Origin of the sequence: Streptomyces sp. XY431 (assembly GCF_001279805.1) — a bacterium.
Classification (GTDB): Bacteria; Actinomycetota; Actinomycetes; order Streptomycetales; family Streptomycetaceae; genus Kitasatospora; species Kitasatospora purpeofusca.
The window spans coordinates 1-21,922 of record NZ_LGDO01000061.1 but is presented as its reverse complement, the minus strand read 5'-3'; the positions used below and the strand labels follow the sequence as shown (position 1 = coordinate 21,922).

The following is a 21,922-nucleotide window of genomic DNA, read 5'->3' as shown; positions in this document are numbered from 1 at the left end:
GCTCCAGATCGGCCCCCGGCTGCGCCGGCTGCGCGAGCGCAAGGACCTGTCCCTGGCCGACCTGAGCCAGGCCACCGGCATCTCCAAGAGCACGCTCTCCCGGCTGGAGTCGGAGCAGCGCAAGCCGAGCCTCGAACTCCTGCTGCCCATCGCCGCCGCGCTCGCCGTCCCGCTGGACGAGATCGGCGCCGCCCCGGGCGTCCAGGACCCGAGGGTCCACCAGCACCCGGGCCGGGTCGACGGGCGGACCTTCGTGCCGCTCTCCCGCCACCGCACCGAGCCCCGCGCGTTCAAGATCCTGATCCCGGCCGCCCACCACACCCCCACCCTCGCCACCCACACCGGCCACGAGTGGCTCTACGTGCTCTCCGGCCGCCTCCGGCTGCTCCTCGGCGAGCACGACGTCGTGCTCGCGCCGGGCGAGGCGGCCGAGTTCGACTGCCAGAACCCGCACTGGTTCGGCTCCACCGGGGCGGGCGACGTGGAGGTCCTGAGCCTCTTCGGCAAGCAGGGCGAACGCCTCCACCTGCGTGCCCGCACCCGCCCGAAGGAGTCCTGAGGCGACCCCGGAGCTCCCGGCCCCCGGGCGCTGCGGGAAGTCGGCCGCGACGGCTTCCCCCTCCGCTGCGGGACTGTCACACTCCCCTCGTGAACACACGGGGGTTGTTCGCGCCGAAGCCGTTCGCCCGGGGGCCGGTCGCCGCCGTCGCGGCCGGGGCCGCCACGCTGCAGATCGCGACAGCGGGCCGATACGGCTTCCACCGCGACGAGTTGTACTTCCTGATCGCCGGTCGCCACCCCGCCTGGGGATATGTCGACCAGCCACCGCTCACCCCGCTGCTCGGGCGGGTGTCCACGGCGCTGTTCGGCGGCGGACCCGGCGACGGGCCGGTGGGCCTGCGGGTCGTGCCCGCCCTGCTCTGTGCCGCCACCGTCGTCCTGGTGGCCCTGCTGGCCAGGGAGTTGGGCGCCGGACGGGCCGGGCAGCTGCTCGCCGCCGGCGCCGCGGCCTGCTCGGCGTTCGTGCTCGCGGTCGGGCACCTGCTCAGCACCGCCACCTTCGACCTGTGCGCCTGGCTCCTGGTCTGCCTGCTCGCCCTGCGCCTGCTGCGCACCGGTGACGGCCGCTGGTGGCTCGCGGTCGGCGCGGCCACCGGGGTCGCGCTGCTGAACAAGGACCTCGTCCTGCTGCTGGCCGCCGCGCTCCTCCCGGCCGTGCTGCTGGTCGGGCCGCGCGGGGTGCTGCGCGGCCGGTGGCCGGCGGCGGGCCTGGCCGTCGCCGCGGCGGTCCCGCTGCCCGGCCTGTGGTGGCAGGCCGCGCACGGCTGGCCCGAACTGACCGTCGCCGGCGGCATCAGCGACCAGGACGGCACGGAGAACCGGCTGCTCCTCGTGCCGATGCAGTTCCTCTACCTGTCGCCCGTCCTGGTGCCCGTCTGGCTGGCCGGCTTCCGGCGCCTGCGCCGGGACGCCGAACTCGCCTGGGCGAAGCCCTTCGCGGTGACCTACCCGCTGGTGTGCCTGCTGGTGCTGGCGAGCGGCGGCAAGCCGTACTACGCGCTGCCCGCGCTGCTCGTACTGACGGCGGCGGGCTGCGAACCGGTCGCCCGGCGGCTGGCGGCGGCCGGGCCGCGCCGGATCCGGTCCTTCGCGGGCGCGCTCGCCCTGGGCGCGGCGGTCAACCTGGTGATCACCCTGCCCGTCCTCCCGGCCCGGCTGACCCCGGCCGTCAGCTGGATCTACCGGGAGCAGGGCGAGCAGATCGGCTGGCCCGAACTCGCCGCGGCCGCCGCCGCGGGCTGGCGCACCGTCCCGCCCGAACTCCGGGACCGGGCCGTGGTGTTCGCCGCCAACTACGGCGAGGCGGGCGCACTCGCCCACTACGGCCCGCCGCTCGGCCTCCCGGCGCCGTACTCGGGTCACATGAGCCTCGCCGACTGGGGGCCGCCGCCGGACGGCCTGGACGGGCCGGTCCTGCTCGTCCACCCGGAGGGATCCCCCGACGTGGAGCGGTACTTCACCGACTGCCGCCAGGTCGCCCGGGTCGACAACGGCCACGGTGTCCGCAACGAGGAGCAGCACGCCCCGGTCCTGGTCTGCCCGGGACCGCACCGGCCGTGGTCCGCGCTCTGGCCCGAACTACGCCGCTACTACTGAGAGTTCCGACGGTCCGCCGGGTCCTTCGAAGGGGCCCGGTGGCTCAGGAGGCGGCGTGCAGGGCGGTCGGCGTGCCCGGTGCCGGGGTCGTCGGCAGGCCGGCGCGGTGGGCGAGGGCGGCCGCCTCGCCCCGGGAGCCGACCTCCAACTTGGCCAGGATGTTCGCCACATGGAACTTCACCGTCGACTCGCTGATGTGCAGGGCGGCGGCGATCTCCCGGTTGCGGCGGCCCCGGGCGAGTTCGTCCAGGACCTCCAACTCCCTGGGCTGCAGGCCCTCCAGCGGTCGGGCCGCGCCGATCGGCCCGGCCGGGGCGTGCAGCGGCAGGTCGACCGTCACCGTGGTGCCCCAGCCCGGCACCGCCTCGACCGTCAACCGGCCCGCCAGCGCGGCGATCCGGTCGGCCGTGCGGTGGACGGCCAGCGCGTCGGCGGTCAGCAGGCCGGGCCCGTCGTCCCGGACGACGGCCCGCAGACCGTCCGCCACGAACTGCCAACTCACGTGCAGCCGGGTCAGACCGTCCTGCTCCAGCATGGCGAGCACGGTGGAGCGGACGGTGGTGCGGGCGGTGTGCGCGGTGTCGGTGGGCACCGAGCGGTCCCCCTCGGTCGGCGCCAGCAGGTCCAGCCGGACCGGGCTGTGCCGCAGCAACGGCCTTACCACGTCGGCGAGTCGGGCGAACGCGGTGGCGGCCGGCTCCTCGCTCAGCTCGCGGTCGAGGTCGCCGGCGCTGCGCAGGTCGAGCAGGGCGGTCACGGCCAGCTCGGTGGCGTTGCGCCGGGCGGTGGCGTCGTCCAGGCCGGCGGACCGCAGCGGTCCGAGGATCGCGGACAGCGCGGAGGCGTGGGCGCCGCTGAGCTCGGCGATCGCCCGGGCCCGGGCACTGGCCGAGGCGCGGGAGGCGGCGGCCTGCGCGGGCGCGGCGTCGACGGCGCGGTGGTGGGAGTGGGTGGTCAGCAGCTCCCACAGCTGCTGGAGCAGGCCGAGCGACCGCTCGGGCAGCGCCGCCGGTGACTCCGGCGGCTCCGGTGCGCGCCCGGACGGCCTGCCGTTGGCCCGTCCGGTCGGGACGGCCGGTCCGGTCGCGGCCGCGCGGACCAGCACCAGCAGGGCGCCGTTGCTCCCGGCCGGGGCCGACGCCACCGCGACCGCCGGGCGCGGGCGCCCGCCGAGCACGGCCTCGCCCTGCCAGGGGCGGCCGGGTGTGACCTCCTGGGCGAGCCGGGCCAGCTCGGTGCCGGTGATCCCGGCGGACAGGTCCTCGGGGCCGACGGCACTCGCGGGCGAGTAGGTGCAGACGCCGCTGAGCTGCGCCACCGCGATGTGCGGGACGAGTCCGGCGAGCACCTCGGAGAGCTTCGGCAGGATCGTCACCCGGGGGGCGCGCAGCACCTCGGCGGCGAGGGCGAGCACCCCCTCGGCGTCGTCCCAGGACCACTCGCCGCCGGGACTGCCGCTGTGCCCGCCACTGTGCTCACCGCTGTGCCCGCCACTGTGCTCACCGCTTTGCCCACTGCTGTGCCCACCGCTGCGCTCGATCATGCGACCGAGCCTAGTCCGCACCCGCCCGTACCCACCCGGCCGAACGGCCAGGTGGAACTGTCCGAACGGCCGGCCGGGCGGACGGGTCCGCCGTACCAGGCTGGAGCCCGTCACCAGGACGACGGCGGCCCTCGGCCCCGGCGTCCCCAGGTCCGGAAGAACGGTGGAGATCCTCCATGAGCAGCACCCCCAGCACCGCCGCCCCCAGCACCGCCGCCCTCGCGACGAAGGCCGTCGCCATCACCGAGTACGGCGCCGCGGACGTCCTGCGGCCGACCGTGGTCGAGGTGCCCGCGCCCGGCCCCGGCCAGGTCCGGGTGGCCGTGCGCGCCGTCGGCGTCAACCCGCTCGACCACAAGGTCCGCTCGGGCTCGCTCACCGAGCTGTTCCCGGTCACCTTCCCGGCCGTCCTCGGTTACGAGATCGCGGGCGTCGTGGAGGCCGTCGGCGCGGACGTCACCGAGTGGCAGCCCGGCGACGAGGTGCTCGGGCAGGTCTGGGGCGGCGGGTACGCGGAGTACGCCCTGGCGGCGGCGCACCAGCTGGTCCGCAAGCCGGCCGGGCTGGACTGGACGGTGGCCGCGGCGCTCCCGGTGGCCGCCGAGACCGCCTGGCGCTCGCTCGACCTGCTGGGCGTCGAGCCCGGCCGGACGCTGCTGGTGCACGGGGCGGCGGGCGGTGTCGGCACGCTGGTGGTGCAGTTCGCCCGGGCCCGGGGGATCCGGGTGATCGGCACCGCGAGCGAGGCCAACCACCCGTACCTGCGCGAGCTGGGCGCCGAGCCGGTCGTCTACGGGGAGGGCCTGGCCGAGCGGGTCCGCGCCGCCGCGCCCGAGGGCGTGGACCGGGTGCTGGACACGGCCGGGGCGGACGTGCTGCCGCTGTCGATCGAGCTGGCCGGCGGCGCGGAGCACGTGCTGACCATCGCCGACGCGCCGGGCGCCGCGCAGCACGGGGTCCGCTTCACCGCCGGCGACGAGCCGACCGACTACCTCCGCCCGGCGCTGGAGAGCGCGCTGGCCCTCGCCGCCGAGGGCGGCCTCAACCTCCCGCTGCACCGGGTGCTCCCGCTGGCGGAGGCGGCCGAGGCGCAGCGCGAGAGCGAGCGCGGCCATGTCCGGGGCAAGATCGTCCTCACCGTCGGCTGAGGACCCGGCCGAGGTGGCCGCTCACCGGGCCGGGGGTCGGCCGAGGCGCTCGACGACGACCATGGCCGCGTCGTCGTCGAGCCGTCCGCCGGCGTGCGCCAGCAGGTCGCGGCGCAGGTGCTGCAGCAGGGCGGCCGGAGCTTCGGCGGGGTGGGCGGCGGTCCGTTCGGCGACCCGCTCGGACAGGGGGTAGAACCGCCGCTCGGCGTCACGGGCCTCGATCACGCCGTCGGTGTAGATCAGCAGCCGGTCGCCGGGCCGGAACGGGAACTCCTCCACCACGTACGGCGCCGCGACCAGTTCGCCGAGGCCCAGCGGCGGCGCGGTGCGGCGGGGCTCCAGCGCGGTGACCCGGTCGCCGTGCAGGAGCAGCGGCGGGGGGTGGCCGCAGTCGACCAGGCGGACCACCGCGCCGTCGTCGGGGACGTCCAGGACGACGGCGGTGATGAACGACTCGCCGCTGTCGTCCGCCGCGGTGTCGGTCGGCCCGGTGGTGGTCGGCCCGGTGGCGGTCCGCCGGGTGCCGGGCGGCCCGGTGCGGCGGAACGCGCGCAGGCGCGGCCGGTCGCGGAGGCCGTCCTCCCGCTGCGCGCGCTGCTGCTCGGCGAGCTGGGCGAGGTCCCAGGCGATGCTGCCGTCCAGGTGGCCGACCAGGCCGGGCAGGTCCGGGTACAGGTGCGCGGCCGCCCGGAAGGCGCCCAGCAGCAGAGCCGCGTCGCCGAGCGAGGACAGGCCCTTGCCCCGGACGTCGCCGACCAGCAGCCGGGTGCCGGTGGCGGTGCGGGCCGCCGCGTAGAGGTCGCCGCCGACCTGGGCCTCGGCCTCGGCGGCGAGGTAGAAGGAGGCGAGGTGCAGCGGCCCGGTCCGCTCGGGCAGCGGGCGCAGCAGGACCCGCTGGGCGGCCTCGGAGACGGAGCGGACCTGTGCCAGCTCGCGTTCGTGCCGGTCGCGCAGCACCCGCAGGGCGACGATCAGCGCCGACACGGCGATCAGGGCGCCGAGCTGGGTCTCGTGGTTGGCCGTGGTGACACCGTCGCGCAGGATGCCGATGACGGTGAGCGCGGCGAGCGAGAGCAGGGCGACCACGGTGGTGGCCCGGGCACCGGCCAGGGACGCGGTGAGCGCGGGGGCGACGATCAGCAGCGGGCCCAGGTGGATGTCCGGCGGGGCGACCACGTCCACCACCGTGATCACCACGATCAGGGCGAGCGGTACGGCCGTCAGCGCTCGGCGGTCGGGCGCCCAGGACCGGCGGCGGTCGTGAGGGTGCCGGTGGTCGGGGTGCCGCGCGCGCGGGTGCCGTGCGCCGGGGCGCGACCGGTCGGGACGCCGTCCGCCGGGACGCCGCTCGTGGGAAGGCTGCCGGAGTGGCACCTCTCCTCTGTACACCGTCCGGGTGGTCTGCCGCACCCCGAGCCGGTGCCGTCGGCGCGCGACGGTGCGGCCGGGCCGGGTCAGTCCTCGGAGCCGTAGCGGGCCAGGTAGTCGGCGAACCGGGCGACGTCCTCGTCCGACCAGCCGGTGAAGCGGGCCGAGAAGGAGAGCCGCCGCTGCTCGTTGGCCTCGCGCAGCAGGGTGAGTCCGGCCTCGGTGGCCAGCAGGATCTGGCCGCGCTGGTCCTCCGGGTCGGTCTCGCGGCGCAGCAGTCCGAGCTTCTCCAGTGCGGTGACCTGGCGGCTGACCGTGGACTTGTCGAGCATGAAGTGCGCGGCGACGTCGGCGGCCCGGCAGCCGCCGCGCTCGGTGATGAGGTCCAGGATGCTGTAGGTGACCAGGGAGAGGTCGGGGTGCAGCTGGGAGGCCTTGTGCCGGGCGCGGCGGGCGAAGGCGGTCAGTTCGCGCTGGATGGTCGCGATCGACGTCTCGCGGTCGGGCACGGGACCTGCCTCCTCGGGGCCGGGGGATCTGCCGCTCGGGCAATTTGTTGCATTATACAACGGTTTTGGGTGTGCTCGAAGCTCCCGGCGGACGCTCCGCCGCACCGGGGCGACCCGCCTGCCAGGCGCGCGCCGCCGCGATCCGGCGGGTGGCGCTCGGATGGGTCGCGAACAGTAGCTCAAGCACCCGCGGCGGGTCGACATCGGACACATTGGTCACCGCGAGTCTGCGCTGCATCGCGACGAACTGCTCCGCGTCCCCCGTGAGTTCGAGTGCGTGCCGGTCCGCCCTGGCCTCCACCCGGCGGCTCACCGCGCACTGCACCGGGCCGGACAGCGCGCCCAGCAGCGCCGCGCCCGCCGCCAGCAGCGGCAGCGACCGGGGATCGGCCGCGTCCGCCGCGCCGGCCGCCGACAGCAGCGCGTCCCAGCCGGACGCCAGGCCCAGCAGCACCACCACGACGGCCGCGCCGACCGCGCCCAGCACCGTCCCGGTCAGGACGTCCCGGTGCTTGACGTGCCCCAGCTCGTGCGCCACCACCAGCTCCACCTCGCGCGGATCGGCGGTGGTCAGCAGCGTGTCGTAGGCGACGATCCGCCGGGTCGCCCCCAGGCCCGAGACGTACGCGTTCAGCGCCGTGGTCCGGCGCGAGGCGTCCGCCACCAGGACGTCCCGCACCCGGACGCCGTCCCGCGCGGCCAGGCCGAGCAGCGCCTCGCGCTGCGGGCCCGGGGCCATCGGCGTGAAGCGGTTGAACACCGGTTCGACGAGGAGCGGGTAGAGGAAGGAGAGCGCGGCGGTCAGCAGCGCGGCCGCGCCCGCCGCCGGGAGCCACCAGCGTTCCGGCGAGCGGCCGGTGAGCGCGTACAGGCCGAGGACCACCGGCAGGGCGAGCGCCAGGGTGAGGGCGAGTCCGCGCAGCGCGTCCACCGCCCAGCCGGCCCAGCCCTGGGTGACCAGGCCGAACCGGGCCCGGACCGACCGGGCGCCCGCCCCGAACGGCAGCTGCGCGGCCCGGCCGACCAGTACCAGGGCGGCCGTTCCGGCGAGCACCTCCGCCGTCCGGGAGCCGCCGAACCAGCCGCCGACCGTCGACACCAGGCCGGCGCCGGCCGGGGTCAGCCCGAGCGCGAGGGTCAGCGCCAGGCCGGTGGCCCGCGCGCCGAGTGCCCAGGGCAGCTGGGCGCGGCGCAGCGCACGGCCGCGGGCGCGCTCGGCGGGGGTGAAGTCGGAGGCCCGGCCGTCGCCGGGGCGGCCCGGCGGTGGGCCGACAGAATCTGTCATCTGTTGTCCGTCGTCCGAAGTCCGTCAGTCGTCAGTCGTCAGTCGTCAGTCAGTGAGCGTCGGCCGTCGGCCGACGGGGGCGTTCGTGGACCGTCGTCCCCCGGCAGCCAGCATGTCACTCCTCGGCGGTCCCGGTGGCGTGCCGGGTGCCCGCACGGAGCAACTGGTGGCCGAGATCGATCAGCGCCCGGCCGACCGCGAACTCGTCGCCCACCGCGGGCGCCGGGTCGTCGAGCGGATTGCGGCGGGCGTACGCGTCGCTGTGCAGCACCGCGCCGTCGGCGTCCAGCACGGCGTGCACCCGGGTGGTGTCGCGCTCCTCGACCAGGTGCAGGCTCAGCTGCCAGTCCTTGGTGGTGCGGACGGCGGGCTCGGCGCCGCTCCCCTCCGCCCCGGCAGCGGCGGTGAGGGGCCGGGACGGCGCGGCGGTGGTCCCGTCCGCGCGGACGATCACCACCGGGCACGACCCGTGCGCCGCGCACCGGGTGCTCACCAACCCCAGCAGAGTCCGGGCGAAGGTCCCGCGACCGCGACTGCCCAGCACCAGCAGGTCCGCGCCCTCCGCCAGCTCCAGCAGCACCTCGGCCGGATGCCCGAGCAGCAGGCTCTCCCGCACCGGCACCGGCCGTTCCCGGCCGATCACCTCGTCCACCTCGGCGGTCAGGGTGCGCATGGCCGTCCGCTCGAAGTCGTCGTCCGGCAGCGGTACCAGCCACCCGTGGAACGAGGGGGGCTCCCACGCGGCCACCGCGTGCACCGTCGCCCCGGTCAGCGCCGCCTGCCCGACCGCCCAGCGCAGCGCCGCCCTGGACGGCGCCGAACCGTCGATCCCGACCACGATCCGCCGCCCGGCGTCCGTGCTCCCGTTGTCAGCCATGACCCACCACCTGCCGTCCGGTCCCCGAGTCTCGCCTGCCGTCCCCCGCACCTCCGAGTACCACCTCCGCACCGCCGGTCCCGGCGGCTTCCGCGGTGCTTCCGGGTGCCTCCGTACCTCCACGCTGCCACTCCGCGCGCCACCCGGCGGCCCGGCGCGGACTGTGGCCGCGGCGCGGAGGCGGCGTGGGGGAGTGGCGTAGGCTGACCGCTTCCGGAACGACCCTTGGGGGAACACACATGCGCCGTGCCGCGGCCGCCGTCGCACTGCTGCTCGGGCTGATACCCGTGGCCGCCTGCGGACCGGACGACCCCGACCCGGCCGCCGTCAAGGCCTCCCGCTCCGCCAAGGCCGCCGCCGACGCCGCTGCCGCGAAGCCCTCGCCGGACGCCGCCGACGGGTCCGGCGCCCCCGGGGACCAGACCTCCGCCGACGGCGCGGCGCCCCGTCCGGACGGCAGCATCACGGTGGCGTTCGCCGGGGACGTCCACTTCGAGGGCCGCACCGAGGGCCGGCTCTCCGTGCAGCCGCCCGAGACGGCGCTCGGACCGATCGCCAAGAGCCTCGCCGCCGCCGACCTCTCCGTGCTCAACCTGGAGACCGCGATCACCGAACGCGGCGCGCCCGAGCCGAAGACCTACACCTTCCGCACCTCGCCGAAGGCGCTCACGGCGCTCAAGGACTCCGGCGTCGACGTCGTCTCGCTCGCCAACAACCACGCCGTCGACTTCGGCGCCGACGGTCTCGCCGACACCCTCGCGGCGAAGGCCTCCTCGCCGCTCCCGATCGTCGGCTTCGGCCGCAACTCCCAGGAGGCGTACGCCCCGTACGTCACCACCGTGCGCGGGGTGAAGGTCGCGGTGGTCGCCGCCAGCCAGGTCGAGGACCTCACCAACCAGAAGTGGCGCGCCGGGGCGAACAAGCCCGGCATCGCCTCGGCGCTGGACCAGGCCGCGGTCGTCAAGGCGGTCGAGGAGGCGAAGAAGCAGGCGCCGGTGGTGCTGGTCTACCTGCACTGGGGCGAGGAGGGCAAGGCCTGTCCGACCGGCGCCCAGACCGGCATCGCCAAGAGGCTCGCCGCCGCGGGCGCGACCGCCGTGGTCGGCACGCACGCGCACACCATGGTCGGCTCGGGCATGCTCGGCTCCACCTACATCGGGTACGGCTTCGGCAACTTCCTCTGGTACGGCACCTCCAACTACGCCAACTCCAACGAGACCGGCGTCACCACCCTGACCCTGGGCCCGGACGGCAAGGTGCTCGGCGAGGCGTTCGCGCCGGCGACCATCGACGACAAGGGCGTGCCGGTGCCGCAGACCGGCGCCGCCGCCACCGCCGCGCTCAAGCGCCGGGACGGGCTCCGGGGCTGCACCAACCTCGCCCCTGCCCCGGGGGCCGCGGCCGGGCCCGCGTCCGCGCCTGCGTCTCCGTCCGCGTCCGCGCGCACGACCGGGCCGGCCGCGCGGAGTGCCGCGCCCGCCCCGACCGCCTCGCGCTGAGCGCCGACGGAGCGGCAGTGACGCAGCGGCAGTGAGGGAGTGGCAGTGACCGAGTGGACGGTGCACGGGCGGCGCCAGGTGTACGGCTCGCCCTGGGTGGAACTCTGGCTGGACGATGTCGACATCCCCGGCGTCGGCCGGGTCGACCACCATGTGCTGCGCATGCCCAAGGAGTGCGCCGTCGCCGTGGTGACCGACGCCGACGGCCGTTACCTCATGCTCCACCGCCACCGCTTCATCACCGGCCGCTGGGCCTGGGAACTGCCCGCCGGCTGGGTCGAACCCGGCGAGGCGCCGGCCGCGGCCGCCGCGCGCGAGGTCGAGGAGGAGACCGGCTGGCGGCCGGGTGCGGTCGAGCCGTTGACGGAGTTCGACGCGATGTCCGGGATCTCGACGATGCACTTCCACGCCTTCCACGCCACCGGGGCGAGGCCGACCGGCGGGCCGGTCGACCGGTCCGAGGCGAGCCGGGTGGAGTGGCTGACCGAGCGCGAGGTGGTCGCACTGCTGACGGCGGGCGAGGTGGCGGACGGTGCCTCACTGGCGGCCCTGTCCTACTACCTGGGCCCGCACCGCCTGTCGGTGGGCGGAGCGGGCCCGAGTAGCAAGTAGCCTGCAGGGAGAGCGGATTGACGCGAGGTCAGTCCTTGTGGTTCGCCTCGCCGAGCTTCCAGTAGCCCTTGCCGTGGACGCGTTCGCGGGGCAGGGTCCAGTCGGTGAGCAGGTGGCGGCGGACGGTTGCCACGGCCTGCGACTCTCCGGCCAGCCAGGCCGTGGTGCCGGGCCGGATGTCGGTCGCGAGCAGGGTGTCCGTGAGGGTCCGGCCCTTGGCGTGGCCCTGGGGGCGGGTCAGCCAGTGGGTGGTCAGACCGGCCCGGGCGGGCAGCGGCAGGGAGGCCCCGGTGGCATCGCCGACCTCGACGAAGAGGGTCGCCGGCACGGTCGGCGGGAGCTCCTCCAGGATGGTGAGCGCGGCGGGAAGGGCGCTCTCGTCGGCGGCGAGCAGGACGTGCCCGGCGCCCTCGAAGGACGGCCGGCGGCCGCGCGGGCCGGCGATCCGGGCCGGGTCGCCCGGGCGGGCGGTCGCGGCCCAGCGGGACAGCGGGCCGTTGCCGTGCAGCACGATGTCGATGTCCGCCTCGCGCTCGGCGGGCCGGTGGTACCGGATCGTGTAGGCCCGGGAGTGCCCGTCGGGGGTCGCCAACTTCACCCACTGGGTGGCGTGTTCGACGGCGAGGGTGTCCAGGGTCGGTCCGGCGAGGGTGAGCCGGAGGAGGGCGGGAGTGAGCGGGGTGACGGCGGTGACCCGCACGTCGTGGGTCGGCCGGGGGCGACGGAACACGGGGACTCCAGGGAATCGGGTGGCGCCGGCGCGGCCCCGGAGGTGGACACGGGTCGCGCGGTGCGGCGCGGTGGGGAGAAGCGGGAAGGGGTGGGGCTCAGCGCGGCAGGTGCTGGTCGAGCAGCGCGTCGACGAACGCGGGGTCCAGCGGGCGGCGCAGCACCAGGGCGCGGTGGTAGAGCGGGGCGAGCAGCGCGTCCAGCAGTACGGCGGCCTCGTCGGCGCCGGCCTCGTCGGTGCCGGTCCCGAGGCAGGCGCGGGTGTGCTCGACGTCCCGGGCACGCAGCGCGTCCAGGAAGCCGCCGTGCAGCAACTCGGCCGTCCTGGCGTCCAGTTGGGCATGGCCGAGGAGCGCCTGGAGGACCTTGCCGGCCGGTGCCGCGCCGAGGAACTCCGCGAACCGGTGGAGGTAGGCGCGCAGATCGGCCGGGTCGGCGGGTGTCTCGGCGGGCCAGGCGAGACCGGTGGTGGCGTCCAGGACGAGGTTGTCGAAGAGGATGTCCACCTTCGACTTCCACCAGCGGTAGATGGTCTGCTTGGCGACCCCGGCGGCGGCCGCGATGCCCTCGATGGTCAGGCCCTCGAAGCCCTGCTCGACCAGGAGGTCGTCGGCGGCGTTCAGCACCGCCAGCCGCGCGGCCTCGCTGCGCCGACCGCCGGCTCCGGTGCTCGCCGCGTCGGTCTTCTTCGCGCTCCCGCCCGCCTCGGCCGCGCGCGCGGCACCGGCGGCACGGCCGCCGATGGCGCGGTCACCGGTGGCGCGGCTCGCGCCGGACCGGCTTCCGGTGGCGGGGCGGGGCTGGGCGGCGATGGCGGTGTGGTCCTTGTCCGGGGGCGGCTGCTGGCCGTTGACGACGGTCGCGGCCATCTTCTCACGCCTTCCCGGGACGGGCGGCGGCCGGTGCCGCTGCGGGTTCCGCTGCCGTCGGCACCGCTGCCGTCGGCACCGGCGATGCTCCGTGCCGCGGTCGGCGGACCAGTCCGGCGGCGACGGCGAGGGCCAGGACGGCGACCGCCGCGCTGAAGCCGACCCCGGCGGTGCGCAGCCCGGTCGCCCGGACGAGTACGCCGACCCCGATCACCGGCACCGAGAGCATCGTGAACAGCACGGCGAAGAACGCCGACACCGCCTCGCCGCGCCGGTGCGGCTCCACACCGCCGTTGACGGTGCCGAGTCCGGTGCCGATGGCGGTGCCGGTGGCGAGGCCGTTGACGCAGGCGCCGAGCAGCAGCGGCGGCAGCGTCCCGCCGAGCAGGGCGCCGGCCACCAGCGCGGCGGCCAGGACCAGTCCGGCGCAGGCCAGCGGCAGGGCGCGGGCCGGTGGCAGCACGCGGACGAGCAACTGTCCGACGGCGGTGGAGAGGAAGGCCAGGGCGACCACGAGCCCGGTGAGCGCGTGGTTGTGCAGGCCGAGCACGGTGGCCAGGAAGAGTCCGCTGACGGCGGTCAGCACGCCGGTGACGGCGAATCCGGCCCCGCCGGCGAGCGCGGCGCGCAGGAACGCGGGGCGGATGCCGGGCGGGACGTGCAGTGGCCGCAGCCGCGGCCGGAACCGAAGGGTGCTTCCGGTCGGGGAGCCGGACCGGCCCGCGCGGCGGACCTCGGCGGGCACCGTCTCGGGGACGGCGAGCAGTCCGAGCAGGGCGGCGCCGGTGAGGACGAGCGTCACCGTCCAGGGCAGGCGCAGCGGCGAGCCGGCCCACTCGGCGAGAACGCCGGCGAACAGGGTGCCGCCGGCCAGTCCGCCCATGTTGGCGGCCAGGGCGACGGTCTGGGCGCGCAGTCGGCGCTCCGGCGGGGCGAGGTCGAGCAGGGCGGCGGTGGCGGTGCCGGTGACGAGGGCGGCGCCGAAGCCGGAGAGGACCCGGGCGGCGAGCAGCCAGGGCAGCGAGTCGGCGAGTTCGAACAGGGTGGCGGCGGCCGCGGCCAGCAGCAGGGCGGCCAGGATCACGGGGCGTCGGCCGATCCGGTCGGAGAGGCGGCCGAGGGTCAGCAGACCGGCGACGACGCCGAGCGCGTAGACGGCGAAGATCACCGTGACGGTGAAGGTCGAGAAGCCGAAGGCGCGCTGGTAGAGCGGGTAGAGCGGGGTCGGGACGGTGGTTCCGGCCATGGTGACCCAGAAGGCGAGGGCTACGGCGGCCGGGGCGAGCGGGCCGCCGGGGCGCCGGGGCGCGGCGGAGGGCATGGGTGCTCCTCGGGGGTGACGGTGTGGGAGGAGGGCGCGTCGGGGCCGTCGGTCACGGCCCGCGCCGTCGGAGCCGAAAGATGGACGCAACGTTGCGTCTCGGTCCAACGCTTCGACGCTAACACTGGACGCAACGTTGCGTCTACATTCGCTCGTGGGTCGGCCCCCGGGCCGGCTGCCGGTCGACGGATGCCCCCCGGGCTTCCGGGCGCCCGCAATTGACGACCCCGCAGAGTCGATCCGTACCGGCGGGACCCCTCGGAGAGTCCGAACAATTGTGTTAGGTTAGGCTTGCCTAATGTTGCTGGTCGGAGGGGATTTTCAGTGCAGCAGTCCGAACTCGCGGGCGCCGTCGCGATGGTCACCGGCGCCGGGCAGGGGATAGGCGCGGCGGTGACGCGCGCACTCGTCGCCGCCGGCGCCGTCGTCGCTGCGGTCGACCGCAACCCCGGTCCGCTCGCCGAGCTCGCGGACGAGCTGTCGGACGAGCTGTCGGAGCGTCCGATCGAGTCCGCCCCCGGGGGCGGAGCCTCCGGCGGTCCCGTCCACCCCTACCTGCTGGACGTCTCCGACGCGGCGGCGGTCGACTCCACCGTCGAGCTGATGGAAAGCCAACTCGGCCCGATCGGCATCCTGGTGAACGTCGCGGGAATCCTGCGTGTCGCCCCCGCGGTGGAGCTCACCGACCAGGACTGGGCCGACAGCTTCGCGGTCAACACCACCGGGGTCTTCCACACCACCCGGGCGGTCGGCCGGCGGATGGCCGAGCGCGGCGGCGGCGCCATCGTCACCGTCGGCTCCAACGCGGCCGGCGTCCCGCGCACCGGGATGGCCGCCTACGCGGCCTCCAAGGCGGCGGCCACCATGTACACCCGGTGTCTCGGCCTGGAACTCGGCCGCTCCGGGGTGCGCTGCAACATCGTCTCGCCCGGCTCCACCGACACCGAGATGCAGCGCGGCCTCTGGCAGGACGACGCGGCGGCCGCCGAACGGCGCGTCATCGACGGCGACCCGACCAGCTACCGGGTCGGCATCCCGCTCGGCCGGATCGCCCAACCCGCCGACATCGCCGAGGCGGTGGCCTTCCTGGTCTCCGACCGGGCCCGCCACATCACCATGCACGACCTCTACGTGGACGGCGGCGCCACGCTGCGGGCCTGACGCCCAGGCACGGCCTCCGACCCGGATCCGGCACGCCTCCAGCACGACAGCACGCACCACGACGGCCCCGCCCCGGGGCGAGCAGCACCCGGGGCCCGGTGCCCCACCGGGACCGCACCCCCACCGGGGCGCGCCCCGGACCAGACCACCGCCGACCGCCGCGACGAGCAGCGTCCGGCGACCACTCGCAGACTGGGAGATTCCAGGTGACCACGGTGCATCACGCCCCCGTCGGGACGGACCACACCGTCATCGGCGCGGCCAGCGGGCTGCTGGGCCAGTATCGGGCCGCGGCCGACGAGGCGTTCTTCGCCTCCCCGACCCGCACGCTGCTCGCCGAGGGCGTGCACGCCCGGGTGCCCCAGGACGGGCGCCCGCTGGTCGACCGGGTCGCCGAGACCCTCGCCCGGGCCCGCCGGGACGGCGTCGAACACCCGCTGGTGGTGGGCGCGGTGGCGTTCGACCACGACAGCCGGGCCGAGCTCGCCGTCCCCGCGACGCTCCGCACCTGCGGCGCGCTGCGCGACGACCCGCTGATCGCGCTGCCCGCCCCGGCCGCCGACCGGATCGACTGGGACGTCCGCCCGGTGCCCGCGCCCGAGGCGTACGGAGCCGGCGTCGCCGAGGCCGTGGAACTGCTCCGGGCCGACGGCGAGCTGAGCAAGGTCGTGCTCTCCCGGACCCTGGAGCTGCACGCCGACCGCCCGCTCGACCTGCCCGCGATCCTCCAGCGCCTCGGCCGCCGCGACCCCGGCGGCTACACCTTCGCCGTCCCCGCCGGCGGCGGCCGCACCCTCATCGGCGCCAGCCCCGAACTGCTGCTCTCGCGCAGCGGCACCGCCGTCGTCGCCAACCCGCTGGCCGGCTCGGTGCCGCGCAGCGCCGACCTCGGCGAGGACGTCCGCCGCGCCGCCGCGCTGCTGGAGTCGCCCAAGGACCTCCAGGAGCACGCCTTCGTCGTGGACGCGATCCACGCCGCGCTCGCGCCGTACTGCCGCGACCTGGTCGTGCCGGCCCGCCCCACCCTGGTGCGCACCGCCGCGATGTGGCACCTGGCCACCACCATCACCGGCGAACTGGTCGACCCGGCCGTCTCCGCCCTGGAGCTGGCCGTCGCCATGCACCCGACCCCGGCGGTCTGCGGCAGCCCGACCCCGCTCGCCCGCGAGGCGATCCGCGGGATCGAGCCCTTCGACCGCGGCCTGTACACGGGCATGGTCGGCTGGGGCGACGCGGACGGCGACGGCGAGTGGGTGGTCACCCTGCGCTGCGCCGAGGCCGACGAGCGGACGCTGCGGGTGTTCGCCGGTGCCGGTGTGGTCGCCGAGTCCCGGCCGGAGTCCGAACTCGCCGAGACCAGCGCCAAGTTCCGCACCTTCCTGGACGCCGCCGGGGTGCCGCAGTGACCGACCCGACCACCCCGGGAGCTTCCGCAGTGACCGACCCGACCGCTCCGGGAGCCTCCGCCGTGACCGATCCGCACCACCCGCTGGCCGAGGTGCTGGCCGGATTCGCCCCGTACCCGGCCGAGTTCGCCGCGCGCTACCGGGCCGACGGCCACTGGCGCGGCGAGACCTTCGGCTCGATGCTGCGCGAGCGCGCGGCCGCCCACCCCGACCGGATCGCGATCGTCGACCCGGCCGGCGGTACCGGTGACGACCCGACCCGCCGCTGGACGTACGCCGAACTCGACCTGCGGGCCGACCGGATGGCCGCCGGACTGCGCGCCCGGGGCATCCGCCGGGGCGACCGGGTGGTGGTCCAGCTCCCCAACGTCGCCGAGTTCTTCGAGCTGGTCTTCGGGCTGTTCCGGGTCGGCGCGCTGCCGGTCTTCGCGCTGCCCGCGCACCGGTACACCGAGATCTCCTACTTCTGCTCCTTCACCGGCGCGGTCGGCTACGTGGTCCCGGCCGTCGAGGGCGGCTTCGACTACCGCGAACTGGCCGGCAGGGTAAGGGCGGAGACTCCCTCGCTGCGGCACGTCCTGGTGCTGGGCGGGGACGCCGGGGAGCACACTCCGCTGGCCGAGGTCCCGGTCGACCCGGCCGGGGCGGCCGAAGGACCCGGTGACGAGCCGCAGCCCGGGGACGTGGCCTTCCTCCAACTGTCCGGGGGCAGCACCGGGGTGCCCAAGCTCATCCCGCGCACCCATGACGACTACATCTACTCGCTGCGCGGCTCGGTCGAACTCTGCGGCCAGGACGAGCACAGCGTCTACCTCGTGGTGCTGCCCGCCGCGCACAACTTCCCGCTCAGCTCGCCGGGTTCGCTCGGCACGCTGTACGCGGGCGGCCGGGTGGTGCTCTGCCCGCAGCCGAGCCCGGAGACGGCGTTCCCGCTGATCGAGCGCGAGGGCGTGACCATCACCGGCCTGGTGCCACCGCTGGCCCTGCTCTGGCTGGACTCCGCCGAGCGGCTCCGCGAGGCCGGCGGGCGCACCGGCCTGGAGACCCTGGAGGTGCTGCTCGTCGGCGGTGCCAAGTTCAGCGAGGAGGCGGCCCGGCGGGTGCGCCCGGTGCTGGGCTGCACCCTCCAGCAGGTGTTCGGGATGGCCGAGGGCCTGGTCAACTACACCCGGCTGGACGACCCGGAGGAGGTGATCGTCACCACCCAGGGCCGGCCGATCTCCCCGGACGACGAGGTGCGGGTGGTCGACGACGAGGACCGCGACCTGCCCGACGGCACCACCGGCCACCTGCTCACCCGCGGCCCGTACACCATCCGCGGCTACTGGAACGCGCCCGAGCACAACGCCGCCTCCTTCACCGCGGACGGCTTCTACCGCACCGGTGACCTCGTCCGCCGCACCGGCACCGGCCACCTGGTGGTCGAGGGCCGGGCCAAGGACCAGATCAACCGGGGCGGTGAGAAGGTCGCCGCCGAGGAGATCGAGAACCACCTGCTGGCCCACCCGGCCGTGCACGACGCGGCGGTGGTCTCGATGCCCGACCCGTACCTCGGCGAGCGCACCTGCGCCTACGTCGTCCTGCGCGAGGAGCACCGCGCGCAGCCGCCGAAGTCCGTGGAGCTGAAGCGCTTCGTGCGGCAGCGCGGACTGGCCGACTTCAAGGTGCCGGACCGGGTCGAGTTCGTCGACGCCTTCCCCGCCACCGGCATCGGCAAGGTCAGCAAGAAGGACCTGCGCGCCGCCATCGCCGCCTCCCTCACCTCCTCCTGAGCCTCCGGACTCCCGGATCCCCCCTACACGTTAAGGACGCACCGCCGTGGGCCTGCCCCGCATCCCCTCCTATCCGATGCCCGCCGCCGCCGAGCTGCCGGCCAACCGGGTCGACTGGACGGTCGACCCGTCCCGCGCCGTGCTGCTGGTGCACGACCTGCAGAACCACTTCATGGGCGCCTTCGACACCTCGGCCGCGCCGGTCACCGAGCTGTTCGCCAACATCAACCGGCTGCGCGCCTGGGCCGCCGAGCACGGCGTGCCCGTCGTCTACTCGGCCCAGCCGGGCGGCCAGAGCGCCGAACAGCGCGGCCTGCAGCAGGACTTCTGGGGCCCCGGGATCCCGGACGACCCGCGGGCGGCGGCGATCGCCGACGAGGTCGCCCCGGCCGAGGGCGACCTGCTGCTCACCAAGTGGAAGTACAGCGCCTTCGTCCGGACCGGTCTGGACGAGCTGCTGCGCGAGCAGGGCCGGGACGAACTGGTGATCACCGGCGTGTACGCGCACATCGGGGTGCAGGCGACCGCCTGCGACGCCTGGATGCGGGACATCCGGGCCTTCGTGGTGGCCGACGCGGTCGCCGACTTCGGCGCGGACGAGCACCGCGCCGCGCTCAGCTGGGTGGCCGGGCGCTGCGGCGTCGTCACCGGCACCGACGCCGTCGTGGAAGGGAAGTGACAGCCATGGCCTTCACCGTGGAGCGAATCCGGGCCGAGGTCGCCGATCTGCTCGGCGAGGACCCGGCGGACATCCCGCTGGACGAGAACCTGGCCGACTGGGGCCTGGACTCGGTGCGGCTGATGGCGCTGGCCGAGCGCTGGCGGGCCGAGGGCGCCGAGGTGGCGTTCCTGCAGCTGGCCGAGCGTCCGGCCGTCGAGGCCTGGGCCGAACTGCTGGGCGCGTCCTGATGGAGTCCGGCACGGCGGTGGCGAGGCCGTCGCGAACGGAGCGGTGGCCGGCCACCACGGTGGTCGGGCCGATCGAGGCGCAGGCGGCGCGGACGCCGGACGCCCCGGCCCTGCTGCCGGCCGGAGCGGCGCCGGTGAGCTACGGCGAGCTGAACGCCGCGGCCAACCGGACGGCCCGCTGCCTGACGGACCGGGGCGCCCGCCCCGGCACCGTCGTCGGCCTCGCGCTGACCCGCCCGGCCGACCTGGTGCCGGCGCTGCTGGCGGTGGCCAAGTCTGGTGCGGCGTACCTGCCGCTGGATCCGGACGACGCCCCGGGGCGGCTGTCCTGGCTGCTGGCCGACACGGCGCCGGTGTGCGTGCTGGGGGAGGGGGTGCCGGACGCGGAGCGGCCGAGCGCCGCCGAGCTGGCCGGGCGGGCGGCCACCGACCCGCCGCGGGCGCTGACCCCGCAGCATCCGCTGTGCCGGGCGTACGGGCCGGGCGGGCGTCCGGCGGGGGTGTGGACGACCCACGCCGAGGTGGACCGCCGGGTGCGTGAGCTGCAGTCCGTGTACGGTCTCGGCCCGGGCGACCGGGTGCTGCAACTGGGGCTGCCGCTGTGGGAGTTCCTGTGGCCGCTGCGGACCGGGGCGGCGCTGGTGCTGGCCGATCCGGACCGGCCGGGCGAGGTCGGGGGGCTGGTCCGGGAGGCCGGGGTGACCGCGCTGCGCGCGGCGCCGTCGGTGCTCGGCGAGCTGCTGCCCGAACCGGGGCCGGTGCACCTGGTGCCGGAGCGCGGCTGACTTCCGGGACCTGACCTCCGGGACCTGACGGACGGCGGCCGACGGACTTCCGAGCCCGTCGGCCGCTGTCCGCCGCCCGTCGTCGGCGGCCCGTCGTCAGCGCGGCGCCGCCGCGAAGTCGGCCGCCGTCCAGGCCAGCGCGACCGCGCCCTCCAGGACCGCCCGGTCCGCCTCCGGCGAGACGGCGGCCTCGACGAACGCGGCCTCGTGCGGGCCGCAGGAGCCGCCGGTGATGTCCAGGACCGGGTGGATGGAGGGGACGGCGTGCGAGACGTTGCCCATGTCGGTGCAGGCGAACGGCCCGCTCTCGACCGGCTCCGGGCGGCCCGCCGCCGCCGCGTTGGCCCGCCACAGCGCGAGCAGTACGGTGTCGCTGCGGAAGTCCAGGTAGTCCGGCTCCGGCCGGGTCAGCTCGACCTCGCACCCGGTGGCCAGCGCGCCGGCCCGGAAGCAGTCCTCGACCCGCTCGCGCAGCGCCGCGAGGTCCTCGGCGGCGGAGGTCCGGATCTCGTACTCGGCGGTGGCGCTGTCGGGGATGAGGTTGGGCGCCGTGCCGGCGGCCGTGGTGATGCCGTGCACCCGCCACTGCGGCGGCAGTTGCTGCCGCAGCAGCCCGAGCGCGACCTGGGCGACGGTGAGGGCGTCGGCGGCGTTGCGCCCCTCGTGCGGGTTGAGGCTGGGGTGGGCGGCGCGGCCGCTGTAGCGGACGGACAGGGTGCCGAGCGCGAAGGAGTGGAAGTCGGCGACCTCCACCGGGCAGGGGTGGACCATCATCGCGGCGTCCACGCCGTCGAACGCGCCCGCGTCCAGCAGCAGGGCCTTTCCGGCGCCGCGCTCCTCGGCCGGTGCGCCGATCACCCGGACGGTGAGCCCGAGCCGGTCGGCGTACGGGGCGAGGCCGAGCGCGGCGCCGAGGCCGGCGGCGGCGATGAGGTTGTGGCCGCAGGCGTGGCCGAGGCCGGGCAGGGCGTCGTACTCGCAGACGATCGCGACGGTGACCGGTCCGCTGCCGGTGCTCGCGCTGAACGCGGTGGGCAGGCCGGCGGTGCCGGGGGTGACGGAGTAGCCGTGCTCGCGCAGCAGTCGGGCGCACCACTCGGCGGCCCGGTGCTCCTCGAACGCGACCTCCGGGTGGGCGTGGATGCGGCGGCTGAGCGCCAGCACCTCCTCCCGGTGGGCGAGGACGCGCTCGCGCACGGCCTCCTTCGTCGTGGGGTCGGCCGGTCCGGCGGCGATCGCCGGGCCGGGCGCGGGCACGCTCGCGTTCGAGGGGGACATCGGCGCCTCCGGGGCTGTCAGGGCCTGCCCAGCGGCAGGCTGTTGACCAGACGATATGTAGATAGCTTAGGCTAACCTAACCAGGCAATTGGCGTGCCGTTCGCCGGACCCGAGGAGCTTTCAGAACCATGCGTCGCCACCAGGCCGCGTCCGACCCCGTCGCCGTCCCCGCCGCAGCCGACGTACCGCTGCTCGCCACCCAGGCCGCGATCTGGTACGCCCAGGCGCTCGACCCCGACAGCCCGGTCTACAACACCGGCGACGCCGTCGAGATCACCGGCCCGCTCGACGCCGGACTGTTCGAGAGCGCCCTGCGCCGCACCGTGGACGAGGCCGACGCGCTCTCCGCCGTCGTCGTCGCCGACGGACCCGACGGACCCGACGGACCCGACGGCGCCGAGGACGCCGACCCGTCGCCCCGTCAGCGCCTCACCCCCGGCCGCCCCTGGACCCTGCACCACCTCGACCTGCGCGCCGAGGCCGACCCGGAGGCCGCCGCCGAGACCTGGATGCGCGCCGACCTGGCCCGCCCCGTCGACCTCACCGAGGGCCCGCTCTTCACCCAGGCCCTGATCCGCCTCGCCGAGGACCGCCACTGGTGGTACCAGCGCGTCCACCACCTCGCCGTCGACGCCTACGCCCTCACCCTCCTCACCGGCCGGGTCGCCGAGCTCTACACCGCGCTCGCCGCCGG

21 protein-coding genes are annotated in these 21,922 nt (G+C 75.9%); 12 read left to right on the top strand and 9 right to left on the bottom strand.

Annotated elements, in window-relative coordinates; translation table 11 throughout:
- Positions 1–7: 7 nt before the first annotated feature.
- Both ADK60_RS09565 and ADK60_RS09560 read left to right on the top strand, forming a co-directional pair.
- Positions 8–559: a helix-turn-helix domain-containing protein gene (locus tag ADK60_RS09565; protein ID WP_053644835.1), complete on the top strand. Its 552-nt coding sequence runs from the start codon at positions 8–10 to the stop codon at positions 557–559.
- Between the two features lie 89 nt (positions 560–648).
- Positions 649–2,157, top strand: a complete 1,509-nt coding sequence (locus ADK60_RS09560; protein WP_107094562.1) for a glycosyltransferase family 39 protein — start codon at positions 649–651, stop codon at positions 2,155–2,157.
- A gap of 43 nt (positions 2,158–2,200) precedes the next feature.
- On the opposite strand, the gene ADK60_RS47545 is transcribed toward ADK60_RS09560, so the two are convergent.
- Positions 2,201–3,700: a helix-turn-helix transcriptional regulator gene (locus tag ADK60_RS47545; protein ID WP_079008189.1), complete on the bottom strand. Its 1,500-nt coding sequence runs from the start codon at positions 3,698–3,700 to the stop codon at positions 2,201–2,203.
- Between the two features lie 176 nt (positions 3,701–3,876).
- Here ADK60_RS47545 and ADK60_RS09550 point away from each other — a divergent pair, with 176 nt between their 5' ends.
- The gene (locus tag ADK60_RS09550; RefSeq protein WP_053644821.1) at positions 3,877–4,848 is read left to right on the top strand and encodes an NADP-dependent oxidoreductase; all 972 of its coding nucleotides are present in this window, start codon (positions 3,877–3,879) and stop codon (positions 4,846–4,848) included.
- Between the two features lie 21 nt (positions 4,849–4,869).
- Here the strand turns inward: ADK60_RS09550 and ADK60_RS09545 are convergent, their stop codons facing one another.
- The 4 genes from ADK60_RS09545 to ADK60_RS48030 form a co-directional block, all read right to left on the bottom strand.
- Positions 4,870–6,222, bottom strand: a complete 1,353-nt coding sequence (locus tag ADK60_RS09545) for a PP2C family protein-serine/threonine phosphatase (protein WP_234371007.1) — start codon at positions 6,220–6,222, stop codon at positions 4,870–4,872.
- An 80-nt stretch (positions 6,223–6,302) separates the two neighbouring features.
- The gene (locus ADK60_RS09540; RefSeq protein WP_045944579.1) at positions 6,303–6,725 is read right to left on the bottom strand and encodes a MarR family winged helix-turn-helix transcriptional regulator; all 423 of its coding nucleotides are present in this window, start codon (positions 6,723–6,725) and stop codon (positions 6,303–6,305) included.
- A gap of 52 nt (positions 6,726–6,777) precedes the next feature.
- Positions 6,778–8,010, bottom strand: a complete 1,233-nt coding sequence (locus ADK60_RS09535; RefSeq protein WP_045944580.1) for a M48 family metalloprotease — start codon at positions 8,008–8,010, stop codon at positions 6,778–6,780.
- Between the two features lie 115 nt (positions 8,011–8,125).
- The gene (locus tag ADK60_RS48030; protein ID WP_063783103.1) at positions 8,126–8,887 is read right to left on the bottom strand and encodes a universal stress protein; all 762 of its coding nucleotides are present in this window, start codon (positions 8,885–8,887) and stop codon (positions 8,126–8,128) included.
- 239 nt (positions 8,888–9,126) lie between these two features.
- Between ADK60_RS48030 and ADK60_RS09525 the strand changes: the two genes are divergently transcribed.
- Positions 9,127–10,386 (top strand): CapA family protein, encoded by a 1,260-nt coding sequence (locus ADK60_RS09525; RefSeq protein WP_063783102.1) that lies wholly within the window; start codon positions 9,127–9,129, stop codon positions 10,384–10,386.
- Between the two features lie 45 nt (positions 10,387–10,431).
- Entirely contained in the window at positions 10,432–10,998 is a 567-nt protein-coding gene (locus ADK60_RS09520; RefSeq protein WP_053644818.1) for an NUDIX domain-containing protein, read from the top strand.
- A 28-nt stretch (positions 10,999–11,026) separates the two neighbouring features.
- Here ADK60_RS09520 and ADK60_RS09515 read toward each other — a convergent pair whose 3' ends face one another.
- The 3 genes from ADK60_RS09515 to ADK60_RS09505 all read right to left on the bottom strand — a co-directional run bounded on the left by ADK60_RS09515 (position 11,027) and on the right by ADK60_RS09505 (position 13,917).
- On the bottom strand, positions 11,027–11,728 hold the full coding sequence (locus tag ADK60_RS09515) for a siderophore-interacting protein (RefSeq protein ID WP_053644816.1): 702 nt from the start codon (positions 11,726–11,728) through the stop codon (positions 11,027–11,029).
- A 97-nt stretch (positions 11,729–11,825) separates the two neighbouring features.
- Positions 11,826–12,596, bottom strand: a complete 771-nt coding sequence (locus tag ADK60_RS09510) for a TetR/AcrR family transcriptional regulator (protein WP_079008188.1) — start codon at positions 12,594–12,596, stop codon at positions 11,826–11,828.
- A 4-nt stretch (positions 12,597–12,600) separates the two neighbouring features.
- Positions 12,601–13,917 (bottom strand): MFS transporter, encoded by a 1,317-nt coding sequence (locus ADK60_RS09505; RefSeq protein WP_063783101.1) that lies wholly within the window; start codon positions 13,915–13,917, stop codon positions 12,601–12,603.
- 291 nt (positions 13,918–14,208) lie between these two features.
- Here ADK60_RS09505 and ADK60_RS09500 point away from each other — a divergent pair, with 291 nt between their 5' ends.
- From ADK60_RS09500 to ADK60_RS09475, 6 genes are all read left to right on the top strand, one after another.
- Positions 14,209–15,078 carry a 2,3-dihydro-2,3-dihydroxybenzoate dehydrogenase gene (locus ADK60_RS09500; protein ID WP_053644814.1) on the top strand — a complete coding sequence of 290 codons (870 nt, stop codon included), beginning with the start codon at positions 14,209–14,211 and terminating at the stop codon, positions 15,076–15,078.
- A 206-nt stretch (positions 15,079–15,284) separates the two neighbouring features.
- Positions 15,285–16,484: an isochorismate synthase DhbC gene (gene dhbC, locus ADK60_RS09495; RefSeq protein ID WP_045944591.1), complete on the top strand. Its 1,200-nt coding sequence runs from the start codon at positions 15,285–15,287 to the stop codon at positions 16,482–16,484.
- Between the two features lie 62 nt (positions 16,485–16,546).
- The gene (locus ADK60_RS09490) at positions 16,547–18,256 is read left to right on the top strand and encodes a (2,3-dihydroxybenzoyl)adenylate synthase (RefSeq protein ID WP_286185264.1); all 1,710 of its coding nucleotides are present in this window, start codon (positions 16,547–16,549) and stop codon (positions 18,254–18,256) included.
- A 46-nt stretch (positions 18,257–18,302) separates the two neighbouring features.
- The gene (locus tag ADK60_RS09485) at positions 18,303–18,935 is read left to right on the top strand and encodes an isochorismatase family protein (protein ID WP_053644812.1); all 633 of its coding nucleotides are present in this window, start codon (positions 18,303–18,305) and stop codon (positions 18,933–18,935) included.
- Between the two features lie 5 nt (positions 18,936–18,940).
- Positions 18,941–19,165 (top strand): phosphopantetheine-binding protein, encoded by a 225-nt coding sequence (locus ADK60_RS09480; RefSeq protein WP_030391815.1) that lies wholly within the window; start codon positions 18,941–18,943, stop codon positions 19,163–19,165.
- Positions 19,165–19,950, top strand: a complete 786-nt coding sequence (locus tag ADK60_RS09475) for an AMP-binding protein (protein WP_053644810.1) — start codon at positions 19,165–19,167, stop codon at positions 19,948–19,950. Before ADK60_RS09480 ends, ADK60_RS09475 begins: the two co-directional genes overlap by 1 nt.
- Before the next feature lie 96 nt (positions 19,951–20,046).
- Here ADK60_RS09475 and ADK60_RS09470 read toward each other — a convergent pair whose 3' ends face one another.
- The gene (locus ADK60_RS09470) at positions 20,047–21,228 is read right to left on the bottom strand and encodes an amidohydrolase (RefSeq protein ID WP_079008187.1); all 1,182 of its coding nucleotides are present in this window, start codon (positions 21,226–21,228) and stop codon (positions 20,047–20,049) included.
- A 128-nt stretch (positions 21,229–21,356) separates the two neighbouring features.
- Here ADK60_RS09470 and ADK60_RS09465 point away from each other — a divergent pair.
- Positions 21,357–21,922, top strand: a 566-nt coding sequence (locus tag ADK60_RS09465) for a condensation domain-containing protein (protein WP_234371006.1), incomplete at its 3' end; no start/stop codon positions are given.